Annotated in this window: 10 protein-coding genes and 1 pseudogene; 7 read left to right on the forward strand and 4 right to left on the reverse strand. The window is 70.0% G+C overall.

Translation table 11 applies throughout. From position 1 onward, the window contains the following. Positions 1–70 precede the first annotated feature (70 nt). Complete coding sequence (locus AC1RQF_RS25660) at positions 71–2,317, reverse strand: carbohydrate-binding protein (RefSeq protein WP_274001279.1); 2,247 nt, start codon at positions 2,315–2,317, stop codon at positions 71–73. A gap of 145 nt (positions 2,318–2,462) precedes the next feature. After that, positions 2,463–5,252, reverse strand: coding sequence for a bifunctional [glutamate--ammonia ligase]-adenylyl-L-tyrosine phosphorylase/[glutamate--ammonia-ligase] adenylyltransferase (glnE, locus tag AC1RQF_RS25665; protein WP_274001276.1), 2,790 nt, complete (start codon positions 5,250–5,252; stop codon positions 2,463–2,465). Positions 5,253–5,409: 157 nt separating this feature from the next. Here glnE and AC1RQF_RS25670 point away from each other — a divergent pair, with 157 nt between their 5' ends. The 6 genes and pseudogenes from AC1RQF_RS25670 (at position 5,410) to AC1RQF_RS25695 (ending at position 14,572) form a co-directional block, all read left to right on the forward strand. Next, complete coding sequence (locus AC1RQF_RS25670) at positions 5,410–9,609, forward strand: YhdP family protein (protein WP_492873248.1); 4,200 nt, start codon at positions 5,410–5,412, stop codon at positions 9,607–9,609. A 49-nt stretch (positions 9,610–9,658) separates the two neighbouring features. After that, the gene (locus tag AC1RQF_RS25675; RefSeq protein ID WP_274001273.1) at positions 9,659–10,486 is read left to right on the forward strand and encodes a carbon-nitrogen hydrolase family protein; all 828 of its coding nucleotides are present in this window, start codon (positions 9,659–9,661) and stop codon (positions 10,484–10,486) included. A gap of 104 nt (positions 10,487–10,590) precedes the next feature. Beyond that, positions 10,591–12,057 (forward strand): metalloprotease TldD, encoded by a 1,467-nt coding sequence (gene tldD, locus AC1RQF_RS25680; RefSeq protein ID WP_274001272.1) that lies wholly within the window; start codon positions 10,591–10,593, stop codon positions 12,055–12,057. 380 nt (positions 12,058–12,437) lie between these two features. After that, the gene (gene aroG / locus AC1RQF_RS25685; protein WP_492873249.1) at positions 12,438–13,511 is read left to right on the forward strand and encodes a 3-deoxy-7-phosphoheptulonate synthase AroG; all 1,074 of its coding nucleotides are present in this window, start codon (positions 12,438–12,440) and stop codon (positions 13,509–13,511) included. A 301-nt stretch (positions 13,512–13,812) separates the two neighbouring features. Next, positions 13,813–14,294, forward strand: a pseudogene (locus tag AC1RQF_RS25690) (DUF2778 domain-containing protein). Further along, positions 14,291–14,572, forward strand: coding sequence for a hypothetical protein (locus tag AC1RQF_RS25695; RefSeq protein ID WP_492873250.1), 282 nt, complete (start codon positions 14,291–14,293; stop codon positions 14,570–14,572). The pseudogene AC1RQF_RS25690 and the gene AC1RQF_RS25695 overlap by 4 nt, the downstream one beginning before the upstream one ends. Positions 14,573–14,588: 16 nt before the next feature. Here the strand turns inward: AC1RQF_RS25695 and hmpA are convergent, their stop codons facing one another. Both hmpA and AC1RQF_RS25705 read right to left on the reverse strand, forming a co-directional pair. Further along, entirely contained in the window at positions 14,589–15,797 is a 1,209-nt protein-coding gene (hmpA, locus tag AC1RQF_RS25700) for an NO-inducible flavohemoprotein (protein WP_492873251.1), read from the reverse strand. 109 nt (positions 15,798–15,906) lie between these two features. Continuing rightward, positions 15,907–16,458 (reverse strand): cob(I)yrinic acid a,c-diamide adenosyltransferase, encoded by a 552-nt coding sequence (locus AC1RQF_RS25705; RefSeq protein WP_492873252.1) that lies wholly within the window; start codon positions 16,456–16,458, stop codon positions 15,907–15,909. A 169-nt stretch (positions 16,459–16,627) separates the two neighbouring features. Here AC1RQF_RS25705 and AC1RQF_RS25710 point away from each other — a divergent pair, with 169 nt between their 5' ends. Then, a complete protein-coding gene (locus tag AC1RQF_RS25710; RefSeq protein ID WP_492873253.1) occupies positions 16,628–18,043 on the forward strand; it encodes an FAD-binding oxidoreductase in 1,416 nt (471 codons plus the stop codon). Positions 18,044–18,059: the final 16 nt, after the last annotated feature.

Raw genomic sequence — 18,059 nt, forward strand, 5'->3', positions numbered from 1 at the left:
GCCCCGCCCCGCCCCGCCCCGCCCCGCCCCGCCCCGCCCCGCCCCGTCGCGTCGCGTCTTCAGCGCATCCTTACTTACCCTTGCATTGCCCGTGCATGTTGGCCACGCCCAACTCACGCCATGGGCCCCATTCGCCGCCCTGGCCAGGCACGTCGCCGAGCACCCACCAGCCGTTCATCCAGGTCTTGCCGCCATACGCAACCTTCTCGCACGGCGTCGCGTAGGTCCGCTTCGCCTCCCACGCGGGCACGGCCTGCCCGGCATCGGCCCGCACCGTCACGCGGTGTACCGCTTCCGACTTGCGGTTCAGCTCATCGGTCACCGTCAGGCGGAAATCGTGGTTGCGCTCGACCTCGGCCTTCGGCGCGACAAAGCTCGCGTTTGCGCCGTTCTGCGTCAGCGCGACGCCCGACAGGCTGGTCCATGCATAGCCCAGCCCCTTGCCGGTCGACTGCGCGCCCGACAGCGTCACACGCTCGCCGCCCGCGGCGTTCGCCGGCCCGCTGATCGCCGCGCGCGGCGGCGCGACCGTCTCCTGCGCCTTCACCTTGACCACATGTGTCGCGTTGGCCGCATAGCCCTTGTCATTGGTCACGGTCAATCCGAACGCGTAGTCGCGCTCCTTGTCGGCCGCCGGCGCGACGAAGCTCGCGCTGCTGCCAGCCGGCTTCAACGTGATGCCCACCGGCGCGCGCCATTGGTATTGCAGCCGCTCGCCCACCGACGCCGCGCCGGACAGCGTGACCGTCGCGTTCGCATCGGCCTGCTGCGGGCCCGTGATCGACGCCTCCGGCAGCAACAAGCCATCGTTCCTCACCTCCACCACAGCGCCATCCGGTCCGAGCGAGCTCACCGTGATGATCTTGCCCGACAGCGTATCGTGCAACGAGTGGCCCGGCATCAGCGGTGCGTCCTTCATTCCGTTGGCGCTGCCCGGTGTCGCGTCGACCAGCGTGTTGAGCACCTTGCCGCTCTTGTGCTCGACGATCCGCACGATCACACCGTTGACGAACGGATCGTTCGCCTTCCAGTCGTCGAAACCCCGCAGCGGCTGGCGGAACTCGAGCCACAGCAGCGTGCCGTCGCTACGCTTGATCCGGTAACCGCGCGCGCCCGGCCGGTCGCCGAACAACGGCGCAAGCGTATACGCACCGGCATCGCGAATCTCCGGCACGTCGTTCGCCCCGAGCCAACCGGTGAACAACTGGTAGCTGCCCGGATACAAGCGCCGGCCGCCGCCGCCCATCGTATCGGACGGGTCATCGACCTTGCCCACGCGACATGCGGCGCCGACCTCGACCGTGCCGCCCGGCGTCGGGCAGTCGATCAGCGAAACCGGGTGGTTCGCGCCGAGGTTATGCCCGAACTCGTGCGTCCACATCCAGTAACCGGAGCCGCTGTTGTTCGACAGGATCCAGTTGCCCGGCGTCGCCGCGAGCCCCGCCCAGCCGCAATTGCTCATCTTCGGCAGGTCGACGAACAGATGGTCGAACTTGTCCGGGTTCACCCCGCGGATGCGGGCCGCGTCGCGCGCGGCGGCCAGAATCGCACTCGAATCGCAGGTCGCGGGCCGCTTGCCGAGATCGACACTGTCGAGTGTCTCGCCGCGCAGCCTGAGCTTGCCGTGCGACGCCACCTCGAGATAGCGGCGCAGCGACGCATACTCGTCGCCGTCGCCGAATACGGCCTTGCGCACCGTCTCGGCGTCGGCCGGCTTCGAATCCGAGAAATGCGCCACCAGCAGCAGGGCCGACTTGTCGCCGGCATACGGCCGATCGGGCAGGGGCAGCGGCAGCGGATAGGTGAAGGTGGCGGCAGCCGTGCCCCCCGCATCGGCGCGCATCGTCACCCCGGGCGCATCGGTCGAGGCGCTCAGCAACTCGGTGCGGCCGGCGTCGGCGCGATACTTGTTGCTCAACGCGAGCTGGTCGCCGAGGCCGGCGTTGACGCGCCAGCTGCGCATCGAGGTATAGCCGTCTCCCTTGCAGGTCCCCAGCGCCACGCGGCCGGTACTGCCGTCCGGGTGCGTGCGCAGGCAGCGCTCCGCGCCCTGCTCGATGGCCGCCCGGTTACGGATCAGATGCGTGCCGTCATTCTGCTTCTGGAACACCCAGTCCTGCGCCGCGCCGCCGTCGCACGCGGCAAACGTCACCGTTTCGCCACCCGGCTGCCACGCGAGGCACCGGTCATTGCCGTGCAGAACATTCTTGAGAGGAGTCGGCGCTGCTTGGGACGCCGCCGGCGCGGCCAGGGAGAACAGTCCCATGACGGCGGCAGCCAGCGCGGTCGTGGAAAGCGAGTGTCGGGTGGACGTCAAGATGGGCTCGAGATCGGTTGCGGCGCACAGCGACGCCTGGTGAACGGATGCCCGCATTCTTGCGAGACGCGCGGTTCCGTTCAAACAATCTCAATCGATTCTCAATACGCGGCGGGCGTCCGGTCCAGGCCCCCGCCCGTCCCGCTCAGCCGAACACCCGCGCCCATAGCGCGCTGACCGCCGCGCGCTCGGCCTCGATCCGCCCAGGCTCGACGCGCGCCTTCTCCATCCCATCGAGACGCGCCCGATGCTGCAAGCGCCGGTAGGTGCGATACGCGGCGCCGACCGTCTCGGCCTCCGCGTCGCTCACGGGCCCGAGCCGCGCGACCTCGCGCAGCAGCGCGATGTTGCCGGTGTTGCGGATCAGCGCCGGGTGATGCGGCGCGTGCAGCAGCACCCAGTACTGAACCAGGAATTCGATGTCGACCATTCCGCCGCGATCGTGCTTGAGATCGAACAGCGCCGTGTGGTTCGGATGGCCGGCGAACACCTTGTCGCGCATCCCGACGATTTCCGGGGCAAGCAGCGCCGCGTCGCGCGGCGTGGCCAGCACCTGCACGCGGATTGCCTCGAACGCCTCGCCGATCCGCACGTCGCCCGCGCTGTAGCGCGCCCGCGTCAGCGCCTGATGCTCCCAGACCCAGGCCGTGTTCGCCGCGTCGCCCTCCCGCAGCTGATAGCGGCGGAACGCGTCGAGATCGGTGACGAGCAGCCCCGCCTCGCCGTTCGGCCGCAGCCGGAGGTCGAGGTCGAACAGCGCGCCCGCGCCGGTCGCGGTCGTGAGCCAGGTGATCAGGCGCCGCGTGAAAGTCGTGTAGACATCGGCCGCGCGTTCGTCGGGATCGTCGTACAGGAAGATCAGGTCGAGATCGGACGCATAGCCCAGCTCCTTGCCGCCGAGCTTGCCGTACGCGATCGCCGCGAAGCACGGCGTGTCGCGGTGCCGCTTCGCGAGCTGCGACCACACGACCTCGATCGTCACGTCGAGCACCGCGTCGGCCAGCTCCGAGAGCCGGTCGCTCACATGCTCGACCGACAGCGTGCCCGCGAGGTCGATCAGCAGGATCCGGAACACCTCCGCGTGCTGCGCGTGGCGCAGCAGGTCCATCTGCTGCTCCGCGCCGTCCGCCGCCGCGAGCCGCGCGCGCAGCCCCGCCTTGAACGCGGGCCAGTCGAACGGGCTCGCGATCGCCTCGTCGTCGAGCAGCTCGTCGAGCAGCTGCGGATGGCGGATCAGGTAGCCGCCGCCCCAGCGGGTCGCGCCGAGCACCGACAGCACCCGTTCGAGCGCGGCCGGGTACTCGGTCAGCAGCGCGAGGTACACGCCGCGGCGGCTCACCGTCTCCAGCAGGTCGAAACAGCGCGCGATGGTCTCGTCGCGCTGCGCGGCGTCGAGCGTCGGCGCCGCCTCGAGCGCGCGCTGCGCGACCCGGTCGAAGCGCTGCCGGCTCTTCTCCGGCAGCCCGCCGTAGCGCGACGACTGCCAGATCGCGCGCAGCCGCGCGCGCATCGCAGCCGGATCGGCGAAGCCGAGGCCCGCGAGCCGCGCGGCCAGCGCGTCGTCCGCGCCGTCGTCGGCCAGCGCGCTGCTCCAGATCCAGGCCGCCGCGCCGTCGTCCGCCGCGCCGCAGCCCGGCTCGGCGCCTTCCTTGTCCGCGAAGATCTGGTCGAACTGCGCCTCGACAAAGCCGCGATGCCGGTCCAGCTCGGCCAGCAGCGCCGCGTAGTCGGCGTAGCCGAGCGACGCCGCGAGCGCCGCGCGCTCGACCGGATCCACCGGCATCGCGTGGGTCTGCGCGTCGTTGCGGTACTGCAGGCGGTGCTCCAGCACGCGCAGGAAGCGATAGGCGTCGGCCAGCCCGGCCCGGACCTCGTCCGCGATCAACCCGCCCGCCTGCGCGTGCGCGAGCACCGCGAGCGTCGGCCGGATCCGGAACCCGGCGTCCTGGCCGCCCCGGATCAGCTGGAACACCTGCGCGCTGAACTCGATCTCGCGGATCCCGCCGCGCCCGAGCTTGATGTCGTCGGCCTTGTCCGGCCGCATCATCGCGCGGCGCTGCGCCTCCTGGCGGATCTGCAGGTGCAGCGCGCGGATCGCCCCGATCACGCCGAAATCGAGGTAGCGCCGGTAGACGAACGGCTTGACGAGCGCGTCGAGCTGCTTCGCGAGCCGGCCCGCCGCCTCGCTGTCGGGCTCGGACACGAGCCGCCCCTTGATCCACGCATAGCGCTCCCACTCGCGGCCCTGCACGTAGAAGTATTCCTCGAGCATCCCGAGGCTGCAGACGAGCGGCCCCGAATCGCCGTTCGGGCGCAGCCGCATATCGACGCGAAACACATAGCCGTCGCCCGTCACCTCCGACAGCACGCCGATCAGGCGCTTGCCGAGCCGCGTGAAGAATTCCTGGTTGGTGATCGCCGCGCGGCTGCCGCCCGCGGTATCGCCGTCGTCCTCGTAGACGAAGATCAGGTCGATGTCGGACGACACGTTGAGTTCGCGGCCGCCCAGCTTGCCCATGCCGACCACGCCGAGCGCGAGCCGCTCGCCGGACGGGCCGCGCGGCTCGCCGTAGAGCGCCTCCAGGTCGGCCGACAGCAGCGCGAGCGCGCGCTGCACGGCCAGCTCGGCCAGATCGGTCATCGTGCCCGTGACCTCCGCGACGTCGGCGCGGCCCGCGAGATCGCGCTCCGCGACCGCGCCGAAGGCCTCGGCGCGCAGCTGCCGCAGCGCCCGCTTGAGCGCGTCCTCGGACGGCGCGGCGGCCCCGGACGCGGCGGCCTCGAGCAGCGCCGACAGGCGCGCATCGAGCCGCGCACGCGTGACGGGCGCGTCCGCCCAGGCGGCGATCTGCCCGGCCAGCGCCGGGCGCGCGGCCACCGCGCGCGCGAGGTAGTGGGAATAGGACGTGCTGAGGAGCGGGGAAGCGTCGGTCATGGCAAGCGCTGCGCAATGGGAAGGGGCGGGTCGCGCGGCGCGGGTGCGGAGCCGGCCGGGCGGCCCGCGCGGGCCGCCCGGCGGCCGCCCGCGCGACCCCCTGTGATACATTTCAACGTCAGTTCGCAAAACTACCATATCGCCGCCCCTTCGCCGCATGTCCGACCGCCAGGAATCCGCCGCGCCGCACGAAGCCGGGCCTCCGCATCACGATCACCCGGTCCTGCGTCGCGTGTTCAAGGCGGTCCTGGTGCTCGGCATCGCCGCGTATTTCATCGCGGCCATCCTGTTCCTCGGCCTGCGCTATCTCCTGCTGCCGCGCGTCGACGAATTCCGCCCGCGCGTCGAAACCTTCGTATCTCAAAAATTGCACGCCGACGTCCGGATCGGCCGGCTCGCGCCCTCGTGGTCCGGGCTGCAGCCGGGCGTCGAGGTCAGCCGCCTGACGATCCGCGGCCGCGACGGCCGGCTTGCGCTGTCGGTGCCGCACGCGAGCGCCGCGCTGTCGTGGCGCTCGCTGCTCAGGCTGTCCCCCACGCTGTCGAGCCTGATCGTCGACGAGCCGGATCTGCTCGCCGAGCGTCACGCGGACGGCTCGCTGTCGGTGGCGGGCGTGGCGGTGCCGACCACCCGCCGCGGCGGCGACGACACCTTCAGCACCTGGCTGCTCAAGCAGGAGGCGATCGTGCTGCGCGGCGGCACGCTGCGCTGGCGCGACGCGCAGCGCGCGGCGCCCGAACTCGCGCTGACCGGGATCCGGGTCGCCGTGCTCAACGACGGCGCCAGCCACCGGCTCGCGCTGCAGGCGCCCGCGAACGGCACGCTGTTCCTCGGCCCGCTCGATTTCCGCGCCCGCTTCACCCACAAGCCGCTCGTGGCGATCGGCAAGCCCGCCAACTGGAGCGGCGACGCCTACGTGTCGACCGGCCCCGTCGACCTGCCAACCCTCGCGCGCTACACCAACATCCCGCTGACCGCCTACGCGGGCCGCATCGACAATGCGATCTGGGCGAACTTCCGCGACGGCCACCTGACCGGCGCGCGCGGCAGCCTGCACGGCTACGACGTCGCGCTGCGGGTGCGCCCGACCCAGCCGCGCCTCGACATCCCCGTCGCGCGCTTCGGCTGGGACCTCGCGATCGAGCCGAAGCGCGACTACACGCTGCACCTCACGCGCCTGCACGCCGAGCTGGGCCAGCCGCCGCTCGACGACGGCACGCCGCTGTCGCGCTCGCTCGCGTTCTCGACCCTGACCGCCCGCTACCGCGTGCCGACCCTCGAGCACGGCCAGCTGCTGAGCGTCGCGGGCGACCGCGTCGACCTCGGCATCCTCGCGGAATTCATCCGCGGGCTGCCGCTGCCCGCGCGGCTGCGCAACGAACTGGTGCGCTTCGATCCGCGCGGGCTCGTCGCCAACTACGCGATGGAAGTCGAGCGCGCGCGCCCGGCAAGCAACGAACTCGCCGACGAGGAACGCCAGAACGGCGCCGCGCCGATCATCCGCTACCGCTTCCAGGGCGACCTGCAAGGCATCAGCATCGAGGCGCAGGAGCCGCCGCCCGGCCTGTCCGTGCACGGCCATCCGCGCGCCGGGATTCCCGGCGTCGAGAACCTGTGGGGCCACGTCGACGCCAACGAGCGCCAGGGCACGGCGAGCCTCGACACAGTGAACGCGGCCGTGACCGTGCCCGGCGTGTTCGACGAGCCGCGCCTCGCGTTCGACCGGCTGCGCGGCCGCGCGAACTGGACCATCACGCCAGCCGCGGGCACGCCGCACGCGCGCGTGGAGGTCGCGGTGCCCGAGTTCCACGTCGACAATCCGGACGCGTCGATCACGGTCGCGGGCCGCTATACGAACCCGGGGCACGGCCGCGGCGAACTCGACCTGAAGGCCGACTTCGAGCGCGCCGCGGTCGCCCGGATCGTCCGCTACCTGCCGACCAGCCTGTCCGATCACCTGCGCCTGTACCTGGGCCACGCGCTGCAGGCGGGCCAGGTCAAGCGCGGCGCGACGATCGTCGCGCGCGGGCCGCTCGAGACCTTCCCGTACGAGCACGATCCGAAAGCGGGCGTGTTCCACATCGTCGCGCCGTTCACGGGCGGGCGCTTCGAACCCACGCCGCAGCCGCTGCACACGCTCGCGAACGGCACGCCGAACGTGTGGCCGGCGCTCGACGGCATCGACGGCGTGTTCGAGATCGAACAGAACAAGCTGCGCTTCGACATCGGCCGCGCGCACTACAAGGGGGTCGTGCTCGATCCGGTCCGCGGCCACATCGCCGACCTCGGCAACCCGCTGCATTCGCCGCTCGTGATCGAGGGCCGCGCGCGCGGCCCGCTCGCCGACCTGCTCGACTACGCGAACCGCAGCGCGGTCGGCGGGATGACCGGCCGCCTCGGCGAACGGCTCCGCGCGCAAGGCCCGGCGACGCTCGCGCTGAAACTGACGATCCCGCAGCACGTCGCGCATCCGCACACCGATGTCGAAGGCACGATCGGGCTCGCCGGCAACACGCTCGAAACCGACGGCCTGCCGCCGCTGTCGCGCCTGCACGGCCAGCTGCGCTTCACCCAGCACACGCTCGCCGCCGAGCGGCTGACCGGCCGCTTCCTCGGCGGCGACCTGAGCGCGCGCGGCGGGCTCGAGGCGGACGGCCGCTACGCGTTCGACGTCGATGGCCGGATCGCGCTCGACGCCGCGCGCAACCTGGGCCTGCGCGGCGCGGCGGCGACCCTGCTCGGCCGGGTGGTGGGCGACGCGCCTTACCAGATCACGGTGCGCGGCATGAAGAAGGACGGCCCGCCCGAGATCACCGCGCACGCCGACCTGACCGATGTCGCGCTGCACTTTCCCGCGCCGTTCGCGAAGCCCGCGGGCGAGCCGCTGCCGTTCGACTTCACGCTCGCGCCCGAGGCGGAGCCGGGCGACCGCCAGCGCGTGCGCGCGGACCTGAAGCTCGGGCCGATCGGCGCGCGCTACGTGCTCGACCTCACGCGCGACCAGCCGGTCAGCGCGGTGCGCGGCGCGCTCGGCATGAACCGCATGCCCGACCTGCCGCACGACGGCGTGACGGCCGCCGTCGACGTGCCGGAACTCGACGCCGACGCGTGGCTCGCGTTCGCCAAGACGCTGCGCACCGGTTCGAGCGCGCCGGCCCCGCAGGCGCAACCGCGGGTCGACCTCGCGAGCTTCGCGCCGAAGCGCTTCGCGCTGCACTTCGGCACGCTCAAGCTGCTCAAGCGCAACTGGGAAAACGTGATCGTCGGCGCCTCGCACGTCGACGACCTGTGGCAGGCGAACATCGCCTCGAACCAGGTGTCGGGCTACCTGTCGTGGGCGCCGGGCAGCGGCGCCCACGCGGCCGGCGTGCTCAACGCGCGGCTCGCGAAGCTCGTGATCCCGGACAGCGCCGAGCACGACCTGGTCGGCCGCGCGATGGACCTGCCGACGCCCGCCGACCACGCGATGCCGGCCATCGACCTGGTGGTCGATCAGGTGGTGGCGCGCGGCCACGACATCGGCCGGCTCGAAGTCAACGCGCGCAACCTCGACGAGAACGGCGTGCCGGTCTGGCAGCTCGACAAGCTCGAACTCGCGAACCCGGCGGCCAAGCTGACCGCGACCGCGAACTGGCGCACCTCGCGCCGCGCGCTCGCGCGCGGCGTCGACGAGGACGACGCGCCGCGCCGCACCGTGTTCGACTTCCGGCTCGACATCGACAATGCCGGCGCCCTGCTCGACCGGGTCGGGCTGCCGCGCACCATCGCGGACGGCAAAGGCACGCTGACCGGCAAGGTCGGCTGGCGCGGCGGCCCGACCGCGATCGACTACCCGACGCTCGGCGGCGTCCTGTCGCTCGACCTGCAGCACGGCCAGATCCTGAAGGTCGACCCGGGTGCGGCGAAGCTGCTCGGCGTGCTGAGCCTGCAAAGCCTCGCGCGCTTCCTGACGCTCGATTTCCGCGACGTGATCGGCAAGGGCCTGCCGTTCGAGAAGATCAGCGGCAACGGCCAGATCGCGAACGGCATCGCCCGCCTCGGCGACTTCGAGATGGTCACCGCGCCGGCCCGGGTCACGCTCGCGGGCGCGGTCGATCTCGCGCACGAGACCCAGGACCTGCACGCGCACGTCGCGCCCAAGGTCAGCGCCGGCGCGGCCGCGATCGCGGCCGCCGTGATCAATCCGCTGCTCGGCCTGGGCGTGCTGGCCGCCGACGTCGCGCTGTCGCAGACCCTCTCGCGCGCGTTCGCGGTCGACTACGCGATCACCGGTTCGTGGGCGCATCCCCACATCGAGCGGGTGCGCGGCGATCGCGGTAAGATGATCCACGCGCCCGCCGATGCGGCCGGTCACTGATTCGGCCGCCGATGGGCCCGCACCCTTTTTCCAGGCAACCGGACTTGCGATGACCGACCGATCCGCTTCCGCCTCCCCCTTCCGGGTCGCCGCGCTGCAGATGGTGAGCGCGCCCGACGTCGCCGCCAACCTCGCCGAGGCCGACCGGCTGATCGCCGAGGCGGCCGCCGACGGCGCCCGCCTCGTGCTGCTGCCCGAGTACTTCTGCTTCATGGGTTTCAAGGACACCGACAAGCTCGCGCTCGCCGAACCGCACCAGGACGGCCCGCTGCAGCGCTTCCTCGCGGACGCCGCGCGGCGTCACGGCGTCTGGGTGATCGGCGGCACGCTGCCGCTGCGCGCGCCGGAGCCGTCGCGCGTGCTGAACACCACGCTCGTGTTCGATCCGCAGGGCCGCGAGGCCGCGCGCTACGACAAGATCCACCTGTTCAGCTTCGAGAAGGGCGAGGAGTCGTTCGACGAGTCGCGCACGATCCGCCCCGGCGATGCCGTGCGCACCTTCGAGGCGCCGTTCGGGCGCGTCGGGCTGTCGGTCTGCTACGATCTGCGCTTTCCGGAGCTGTACCGGCGGATGGGCGATTGCGCGCTGATCGTCGTGCCGTCGGCGTTTACGTATACGACGGGCCGCGCGCACTGGGAAACGCTGCTGCGCGCGCGGGCGGTCGAGAATCAGTGCTATGTGCTCGCCGCCGCGCAGGGCGGCAAGCACGGCAACGGCCGCCGCACCTGGGGACACAGCATGCTGATCGACCCGTGGGGCGAGATCGTCGCGGTGCGCGACGAGGGCGCCGGGGTCGTGAGCGGCGCGCTCGATCCCGCCCGGCTCGCCGAGGTGCGCGAGAGCCTGCCCGCCTGGCGCCACCGCGTGCTGGCCTGAGCCCGCCCGCTTGAAAACCGGCCCGCCGCCCACCATCTGAATTTGACCGGATACCCTGTCACGCGCGTTCGCTAACCGCTTTTTAGAGATTCCCCGATACCTGAATGAACATCATCGAACCCGGCATCCGCAACCTCGCGCTCGCGAAAGACATCCTGCTCACGCCGTACGGCCTGGACGAAACCCTGCTGACGCGCACGCTCGCCGATATCTTCACGCACCGGGTCGACTACGCCGACCTGTATTTCCAGGCCACCCGCAGCGAAGCCTGGAGCCTCGAGGAAGGCATCGTCAAGTCGGGCAGCTTCAGCATCGACCAGGGCGTCGGCGTGCGCGCCGTGGCGGGCGAACGCACCGCGTTCGCGTACTCCGATGACCTGTCGCCGGAAGCGATCGCGCAGGCCGCGGCCGCGACCAAGGCGATCGCCCGCGCGGGCGGCGGCAAGCACAAGGTGCAGGTCGCCTCGACGCTGAAGGGCATCTCGGGCCGCGACCTGTACCTGCCCGCCGATCCGCTCGCGTCGCTCGACGCGACCGCCAAGGTCAAGCTGCTCGAACGCGTCGAGCAGATGGCGCGCGGCCGCGATCCGCGCATCACGCAGGTGATGGCGGGCCTCGCGGGCGAATACGACGTCGTGCTGGTCGCGCGCAGCGACGGCGCGCTCGCGGCCGACATCCGCCCGCTCGTGCGCGTGTCCGTCACGGTGATCGCCGAGCAGAACGGCCGCCGCGAGATCGGCTCGGGCGGCGGCGGCGGCCGCTTCGACTACGGCTACTTCACCGACGAAGTGCTCGCGCGCTATGTCGACGACGCGGTGCACGCGGCGCTCGTCAACCTCGACGCGCGCCCCGCGCCGGCGGGCGCGATGACCGTCGTGCTCGGCTCGGGCTGGCCGGGCGTGCTGCTGCACGAGGCGATCGGCCACGGGCTCGAGGGCGACTTCAACCGCAAGGGTTCGTCGGCGTTCGCCGGGCGGATCGGCGAGCGGGTCGCGGCCAAGGGCGTGACGGTGGTCGACGACGGCACGCTGCCGAACCGCCGCGGCTCGCTCAACATCGACGACGAAGGCAACCCGACCCAGTGCACGACGCTGATCGAGGACGGCGTGTTGAAGGGCTACATCCAGGACACGCTGAACGCGCGCCTGATGAAAATGCCCGTCACCGGCAACGCGCGCCGCGAATCGTACGCGGCGCTGCCGATGCCGCGCATGACCAACACCTACATGCTGAACGGCGACAAGGATCCGCGCGAGATCATCGAATCGGTCAAGCACGGGCTGTACGCGGTGAACTTCGGCGGCGGCCAGGTCGACATCACGAACGGCAAGTTCGTGTTCTCGGCGTCCGAGGCCTACATGATCGAGGACGGCAAGATCACCTACCCGGTCAAGGGCGCGACGCTGATCGGCAGCGGCCCGGAATCGCTCAAGTACGTGAGCATGATCGGCAACGACATGCGCCTCGACAGCGGCGTCGGAGTCTGCGGCAAGGAAGGCCAGAGCGTGCCGGTGGGCGTCGGCCAGCCGACCCTGCGGATCGACAGGATGACCGTCGGCGGCACCGTCTGAGTGCATGGTCATTGAGATAGTTACGCGGATAGTCTGCACATCTTCATCGAGATATGCGGATTGTCCGCATTTTTGACCCAGCCGGATTGCCAAGCGCGCCAGGTCGGGGTATAAATCGCAATCACGTTTTCAACGCACCGAACCTCTCCGTCATGTCCGCCAAGTTTTACTTTTACTTTTTCTGGCATCTCAGACCCCTGGCGGATCGAGAGGAGTGATGGCGCACCAAGCGCACACGAAATTCCTGAAAAACCGCCGGCAAACCCGGCGGTTTTTTTTTGCCCCGACGAACCGGCCGCCCGCACAACCGAATTGACGCAACCCGAATTGCAGAACTGATCGATAGCCGCCCCCGTGGCGCCCCGTCCTGGAGAACTAGCATGCCCCCGCACAATACCGATGACGTCCGTATCCGCGAACTGAAGGAACTGACGCCGCCCGCCCACCTGATCCGCGAGTTCGCGTGCAGCGAGGCCGCGTCCGAGCTGATCTACAACGCGCGTCAATCGCTGCACCGGATCCTGCACGGCATGGACGACCGCCTGATCGTGATCATCGGGCCGTGCTCGATCCACGACACCCAGGCGGCGCTCGAATACGCGGGCCGGCTCGCCAAGGAACGCCAGCGCTTCGCGGGCGAGTTGGAGATCGTGATGCGCGTGTACTTCGAGAAACCGCGCACCACGGTCGGCTGGAAGGGGCTCATCAACGATCCGCACCTCGACAACAGCTTCAAGATCAACGACGGCCTGCGCATCGCGCGCGAGCTGCTGATGCACATCAACGAGATGGGCCTGCCCGCCGGCACCGAATACCTCGACATGATCAGCCCGCAATACATCGCGGACCTGATCTCGTGGGGCGCGATCGGCGCGCGCACCACCGAGTCGCAGGTGCATCGCGAGCTGGCGTCGGGGCTGTCGTGCCCGGTCGGCTTCAAGAACGGCACCGACGGCAACGTGAAGATCGCGGTCGACGCGATCAAGGCGGCGTCGCAGCCGCACCATTTCCTGTCGGTGACGAAGGGCGGCCATTCAGCGATCGTGTCGACGGCGGGCAACGAGGATTGCCACGTGATCCTGCGCGGCGGCAAGACCCCGAACTACGATGCGGACAGCGTGAACGCCGCGTGCGGCGACATCGGCAAGGCGGGCCTCGCCGCGCGCCTGATGATCGATGCGAGCCACGCGAACAGCTCGAAGCGGCACGAGAACCAGATTCCCGTGTGCGCGGACATCGGCCGCCAGCTCGCGGCCGGCGACGAGCGGATCGTCGGCGTGATGGTGGAGTCGCATCTGGTGGCCGGCCGCCAAGACCTGCAGGAAGGCTGCACGCTGACCTACGGCCAGAGCATCACCGACGCCTGCATCGACTGGGACGAGAGCGTGAAGGTGCTCGAAGGCCTCGCGGAAGCGGTGAAGGCGCGCCGCATCGCGCGCGGCAGCGGGAACTGACACGGGGGCGGGCGATGCGCACGGAGGTCGTCGATCGAGACGATGTCCGTGCGCCGGAGCCGGCAAGTTGGAACACGCTTTGTGCGTTCGAGCGGGTCACGAATTGACTCACGCAAAAATGAAGGACGGGTCATCCGTCCTTCATCCCGAAAAAGAGTCTGTTTTCATTTGAGACCATTCTCATATACAGGGATCTCGTTGCATCGATAGCCCCACTCCGTCTCCGCAGAAAGTCTTTCACCAGACATTTCAATGTCTGCGTTATTGAAAACCACGGCGGATTATTTCCCCGGAGGTTATCTTGCCAGTAGAGTGCACCTATACGTTAAACAGGCGTAGCATTTCATCGTTCATTTGCCCGGGATTCGGTAGTGTCCCTGCATTTTCTGGCAGCCACCCCTACAAAAACGACCCATCTGCAGTTTCAGTTGTAGACAAAGGTCCCATTCCCCATGGGACTTATTACATCGTGGATCGCCAAAGTGGCGGGCATCTCGGCATGCTCTGGGATTTCTTCAAAGATGTGCGTGCCGGCACGCATCGCGCGGAATGGTTCGCACTCTATCGAATCGATGGAAAAATAGATGATCACACCTTTATCAACGGGGTAAAGCAAGGCGCGTTTCGCCTTCACCCAACCGGGACCAGAGCGTCAGTGAGGGTTGCATCACTCCGCCGAGCCACGTCCAATTCTCCCGGCTGCGGACTGACCTGAAGGCTCAGACTACCGGCACGGTTCCAGGCACCTCGATCCGATACTACGGTCGGGTGATCGTACGATGAAGAAAACATGGGCGTGCCTGCTGCTGGGGCTCCTGATGACCGTCCCCGTCTATCTCTTGCTCGTCACGAGCGAGCCGGTGCGCGCCTGGTCTGCCAGCAACGCATCCTACGCCGCGTTCCAGCCGCTGTTTCGCGCCCTGAACTCGGTCGGCGGCGAGCAGCACGAAGACATCATCACCACGGTCTGGCTGCTGCTCAGCTTCGTGATCGCCCTGGCCCTCGCGACGCTGGCCGTCGGCCTGGCCACGCGCTGGCGACGGCGCGGGGCGCGCCCCTGAGCCGTCGCCCACCCTCTCACTCCAGCGCGCCCGAGCCGAAGATCTCGGTATGCACGCGTGCCGGCGCCACGCCGAGCGCGACGAGCGCATCGCGCTGCATCTTCATGAATCCCACCGGCCCGCAGATGTAGTAATCGGCGTCCGCCACGAGCGCATGCCGCTCGAGCCGCGCCAGCGTGAGCCGCCCTTCCGCGTCGTGCTCGACGCCCGCGCGGTCGTCCGGCCCGACCAGCTCGTAGAACACCGTGCGCGTGACGTTCGGATGCGCAGCGGCCAGCGCGTTGAGCCAGTCGCGGAATGCATGCATGCGCCCCGAGCGGCACGCGTGGATGAAGCGGACCTCGCGCGCGCTGCCCTCGTCCGCGAGCGTCTGCGCCATCGACACCATCGGCGTGATCCCCACCCCCGCCGAGATCAGCACGACCGGCGTCGCGCGGTCGCGCGCCAGCGTGAAGTCGCCCATCGGCGCGGTCACCTCGACGATCGCGCCTTCCTCGACGCCGTCGTGCAGCAGCGTCGACACCCGCCCCGCCGGAATCGCCTCGCCCTGCCCCGCCTCGCGCTTCACCGAGATCCGCAGCCAGCGGCCGTGCGGCGCGTCGGACAGGCTGTACTGGCGCGGCTGATCGACGCCCAGCTCGCCGACGAAACGCTTGACCGTCACGTACTGGCCCGGCTCGAAGTCGGGCGCCGCGCCGCCGTCCGCCGGGCTCAGGTAGAACGACGTGATCACGTCGCTCTCGCGCACCTTGCGCGCGACCCGGAACGGCCGGTAGCCGCTCCACGCCGCCCCTTCGTAGAGATTGGCCTCGACGCCGATCAGCAGCTGCGCGAGCTGCCCGTAGGCCACCCGCCACGCTTCGAGCGTCTCCGGATCGACCACGTCGCCGAGCACCTCGACGATCGAGGCGAGCAGGTTCTCGCCCACGATCGGATAGTGCTCGGGCCGGATGTTCAGGCTCGCGTGCTTGTGCGCGATCCGCGTCACCGCGCCGCCCAGCACGCCCAGGTTGTCGATGTTCGCCGCGTAGGCATACACCGCCTTCGCGAGCGTCTCCGGCTGGCTGCCGGTCTTCTGGTGGGTCTGGTTGAACAGGTTCTTCAGCTCGGGATGCCGCTCGAACATGCGCTGGTAGAAATGCCGCGTGATGGTCGCGCCGTGCTCCGCGAGAACCGGTGCGGTCGCCTTCACCCGCGCCATCTGCTCTGCCGTGATCTGCGTCATGATTCTTTCTCCTTTAAAGATGCACACACAGTACATGTTTAAAGGCGTGGCTTGTCCCGGGCAAATTGTCGCATCTCAAAATAATGGCGGACCCCGGTCCGCCGCGCGCCTAATCGGCGCGGCCGCGCACCCACAGCACGTCGGTCCCGCCCGCCGAGCGGTTCAGGATCCGGGCCAGCACGAACAGCAGGTCCGACAGCCGGTTCACGTAGCGGCGCGGCGCGGCGTCGAGCGCCTCGGTCTCGCCGAGCGTAACGATCGCGCGCTCGGCGCGCCGGCACACGGTGCGGCACACGTGCGCGAGCCCCGCCGCGCGCGCGCCGCCCGGCAGGATGAACTCCTTGAGCGGCGGCAGCCGGCCGTTGTAGTCGGCCAGCCAGGCGTCGAGGCGCGCGAGATGCGTATCGCCGACGACCCGGTGGCCGGGGATGCACAGCTCGCCACCCAGGTCGAACAGGTCGTGCTGGATCGTCTCCAGCGCCGCGCGCACGTCGTCCGGCAGCGGCTCCGCGAGCAGCACGCCGAGCTGCGAGTTCAACTCGTCGACGTCGCCGATCGCGGCGATCCGCGCGTCGCTCTTGCGCACCCGGCGACCGTCGCCGAGGCCGGTGGTGCCGTCGTCGCCGGTGCGGGTGGCGATCTTGCTCAGGCGGTTGCCCATCCCTGTCCCCTTGGTAAGCATGGCTGCAGATGGCCGCGGCGCGCGATGCGCGGGCGCGGCAGACGCCGATTATCGCAGCCCGCGGCGCGACGGGCGCGCGGCTTTCCGGCGTAGAATGACCCGGCCGCCTCGCCGCGGTGCACGCCTACAAGCTGGACAGGAGACTCGATTGAATCACCCCGCCCCCCCGGCCCGGCCCCGCCCTCCGTTCCCGCCCGCCCTCCTCGACGCGCTCGTCGCGACGCTCGGCGAACGCGTGTCGACCGCCGAGGCGGTGCGCACCCAGCACGGCCGCGACGAATCGCCGTTCGATCCGGTGCCGCCCGACGCCGTCGCGTTCGCCCGCAGCGCCGACGAGGTCCGCGAGGTGGTGCGGCTGTGCGCGCGGCACGGCGTGCCGGTGATTCCGTACGGCGCGGGCTCGTCGCTCGAAGGCCACCTGCTCGCGGTGCGCGGCGGCGTGTCGCTCGACGTGTCCGGCATGGACCGGGTGCTGTCGATCGACGCGGAGGACCTGACCGTCACCGTCGAGCCCGGCATTTCCCGCAAGACCCTCAACGACGCGCTGCGCGACACCGGCCTGTTCTTCCCGATCGATCCGGGCGCGGACGCGAGCATCGGCGGCATGACCGCGACCCGCGCGTCCGGCACCAACGCCGTGCGCTACGGCACCATGCGTGAAAACGTGCTCGGGCTCACCGCGGTGCTCGCCGACGGCCGCGTGGTGCGAACCGGCACGCGCGCGCGCAAGTCGTCGGCCGGCTACGACCTGACGCGCCTGTTCGTCGGCTCCGAGGGCACGCTCGGCGTGATCACCGAGATCACGCTGCGCCTGCACCCGCTGCCCGAAGCCGTATCGGCCGCGGTCTGCGCGTTCCCGTCGATGGGCGCGGCGGTGCGCACCGTGATCGAAACCATCCAGCTCGGCGTGCCGATCGCGCGCGTCGAATTCATCGATGCGCTCGCGGTCCGCTCGATCAATCGCCACGCGCACCTGTCGCTCGCCGAGGCGCCCACGCTGTTCTTCGAATTCCACGGCACCGAGGCCGGCGTCAAGGAGCAGGCCGAGACCGTGCAGACGCTCGCCGCCCAGCACGACGGCCGCGATTTCGCCTGGGCGACGCGCCCCGAGGAGCGCAGCCGGCTCTGGGCCGCGCGCCACAACGCGTTCTTCGCGATGCTGCAACTGAAGCCCGGCTGCCGCGCCGTGACCACCGACGTCTGCGTGCCGATCTCGCAGCTCGCCGCCTGCGTCGAGGAAACCGAACTCGACCTGCGCGCCTCGTCGCTGCCGTGCCCGATCGTCGGTCACGTCGGCGACGGCAATTTTCATGTCGCGATCCTGATCGATCCCGCGCGGCCCGAGGAACTGGCCGAGGCGGAGGCGCTCAACCAGCGGATCGTCGAGCGCGCGCTGCGGATGGGCGGCACCTGCACCGGCGAGCACGGCGTCGGGCTGCACAAGATGCGCTTCCTCGCGCTCGAGCACGGCGAGAACGCGCTCGACGCGATGCGCGCGATCAAGCTCGCGCTCGATCCGCACAACCTGATGAACCCCGGCAAGATCTTCACGACCGACGCATGACGGGCCGCGGCCCGCG

Source organism: Burkholderia sp. GW821-FHT14F03, assembly GCF_058803765.1.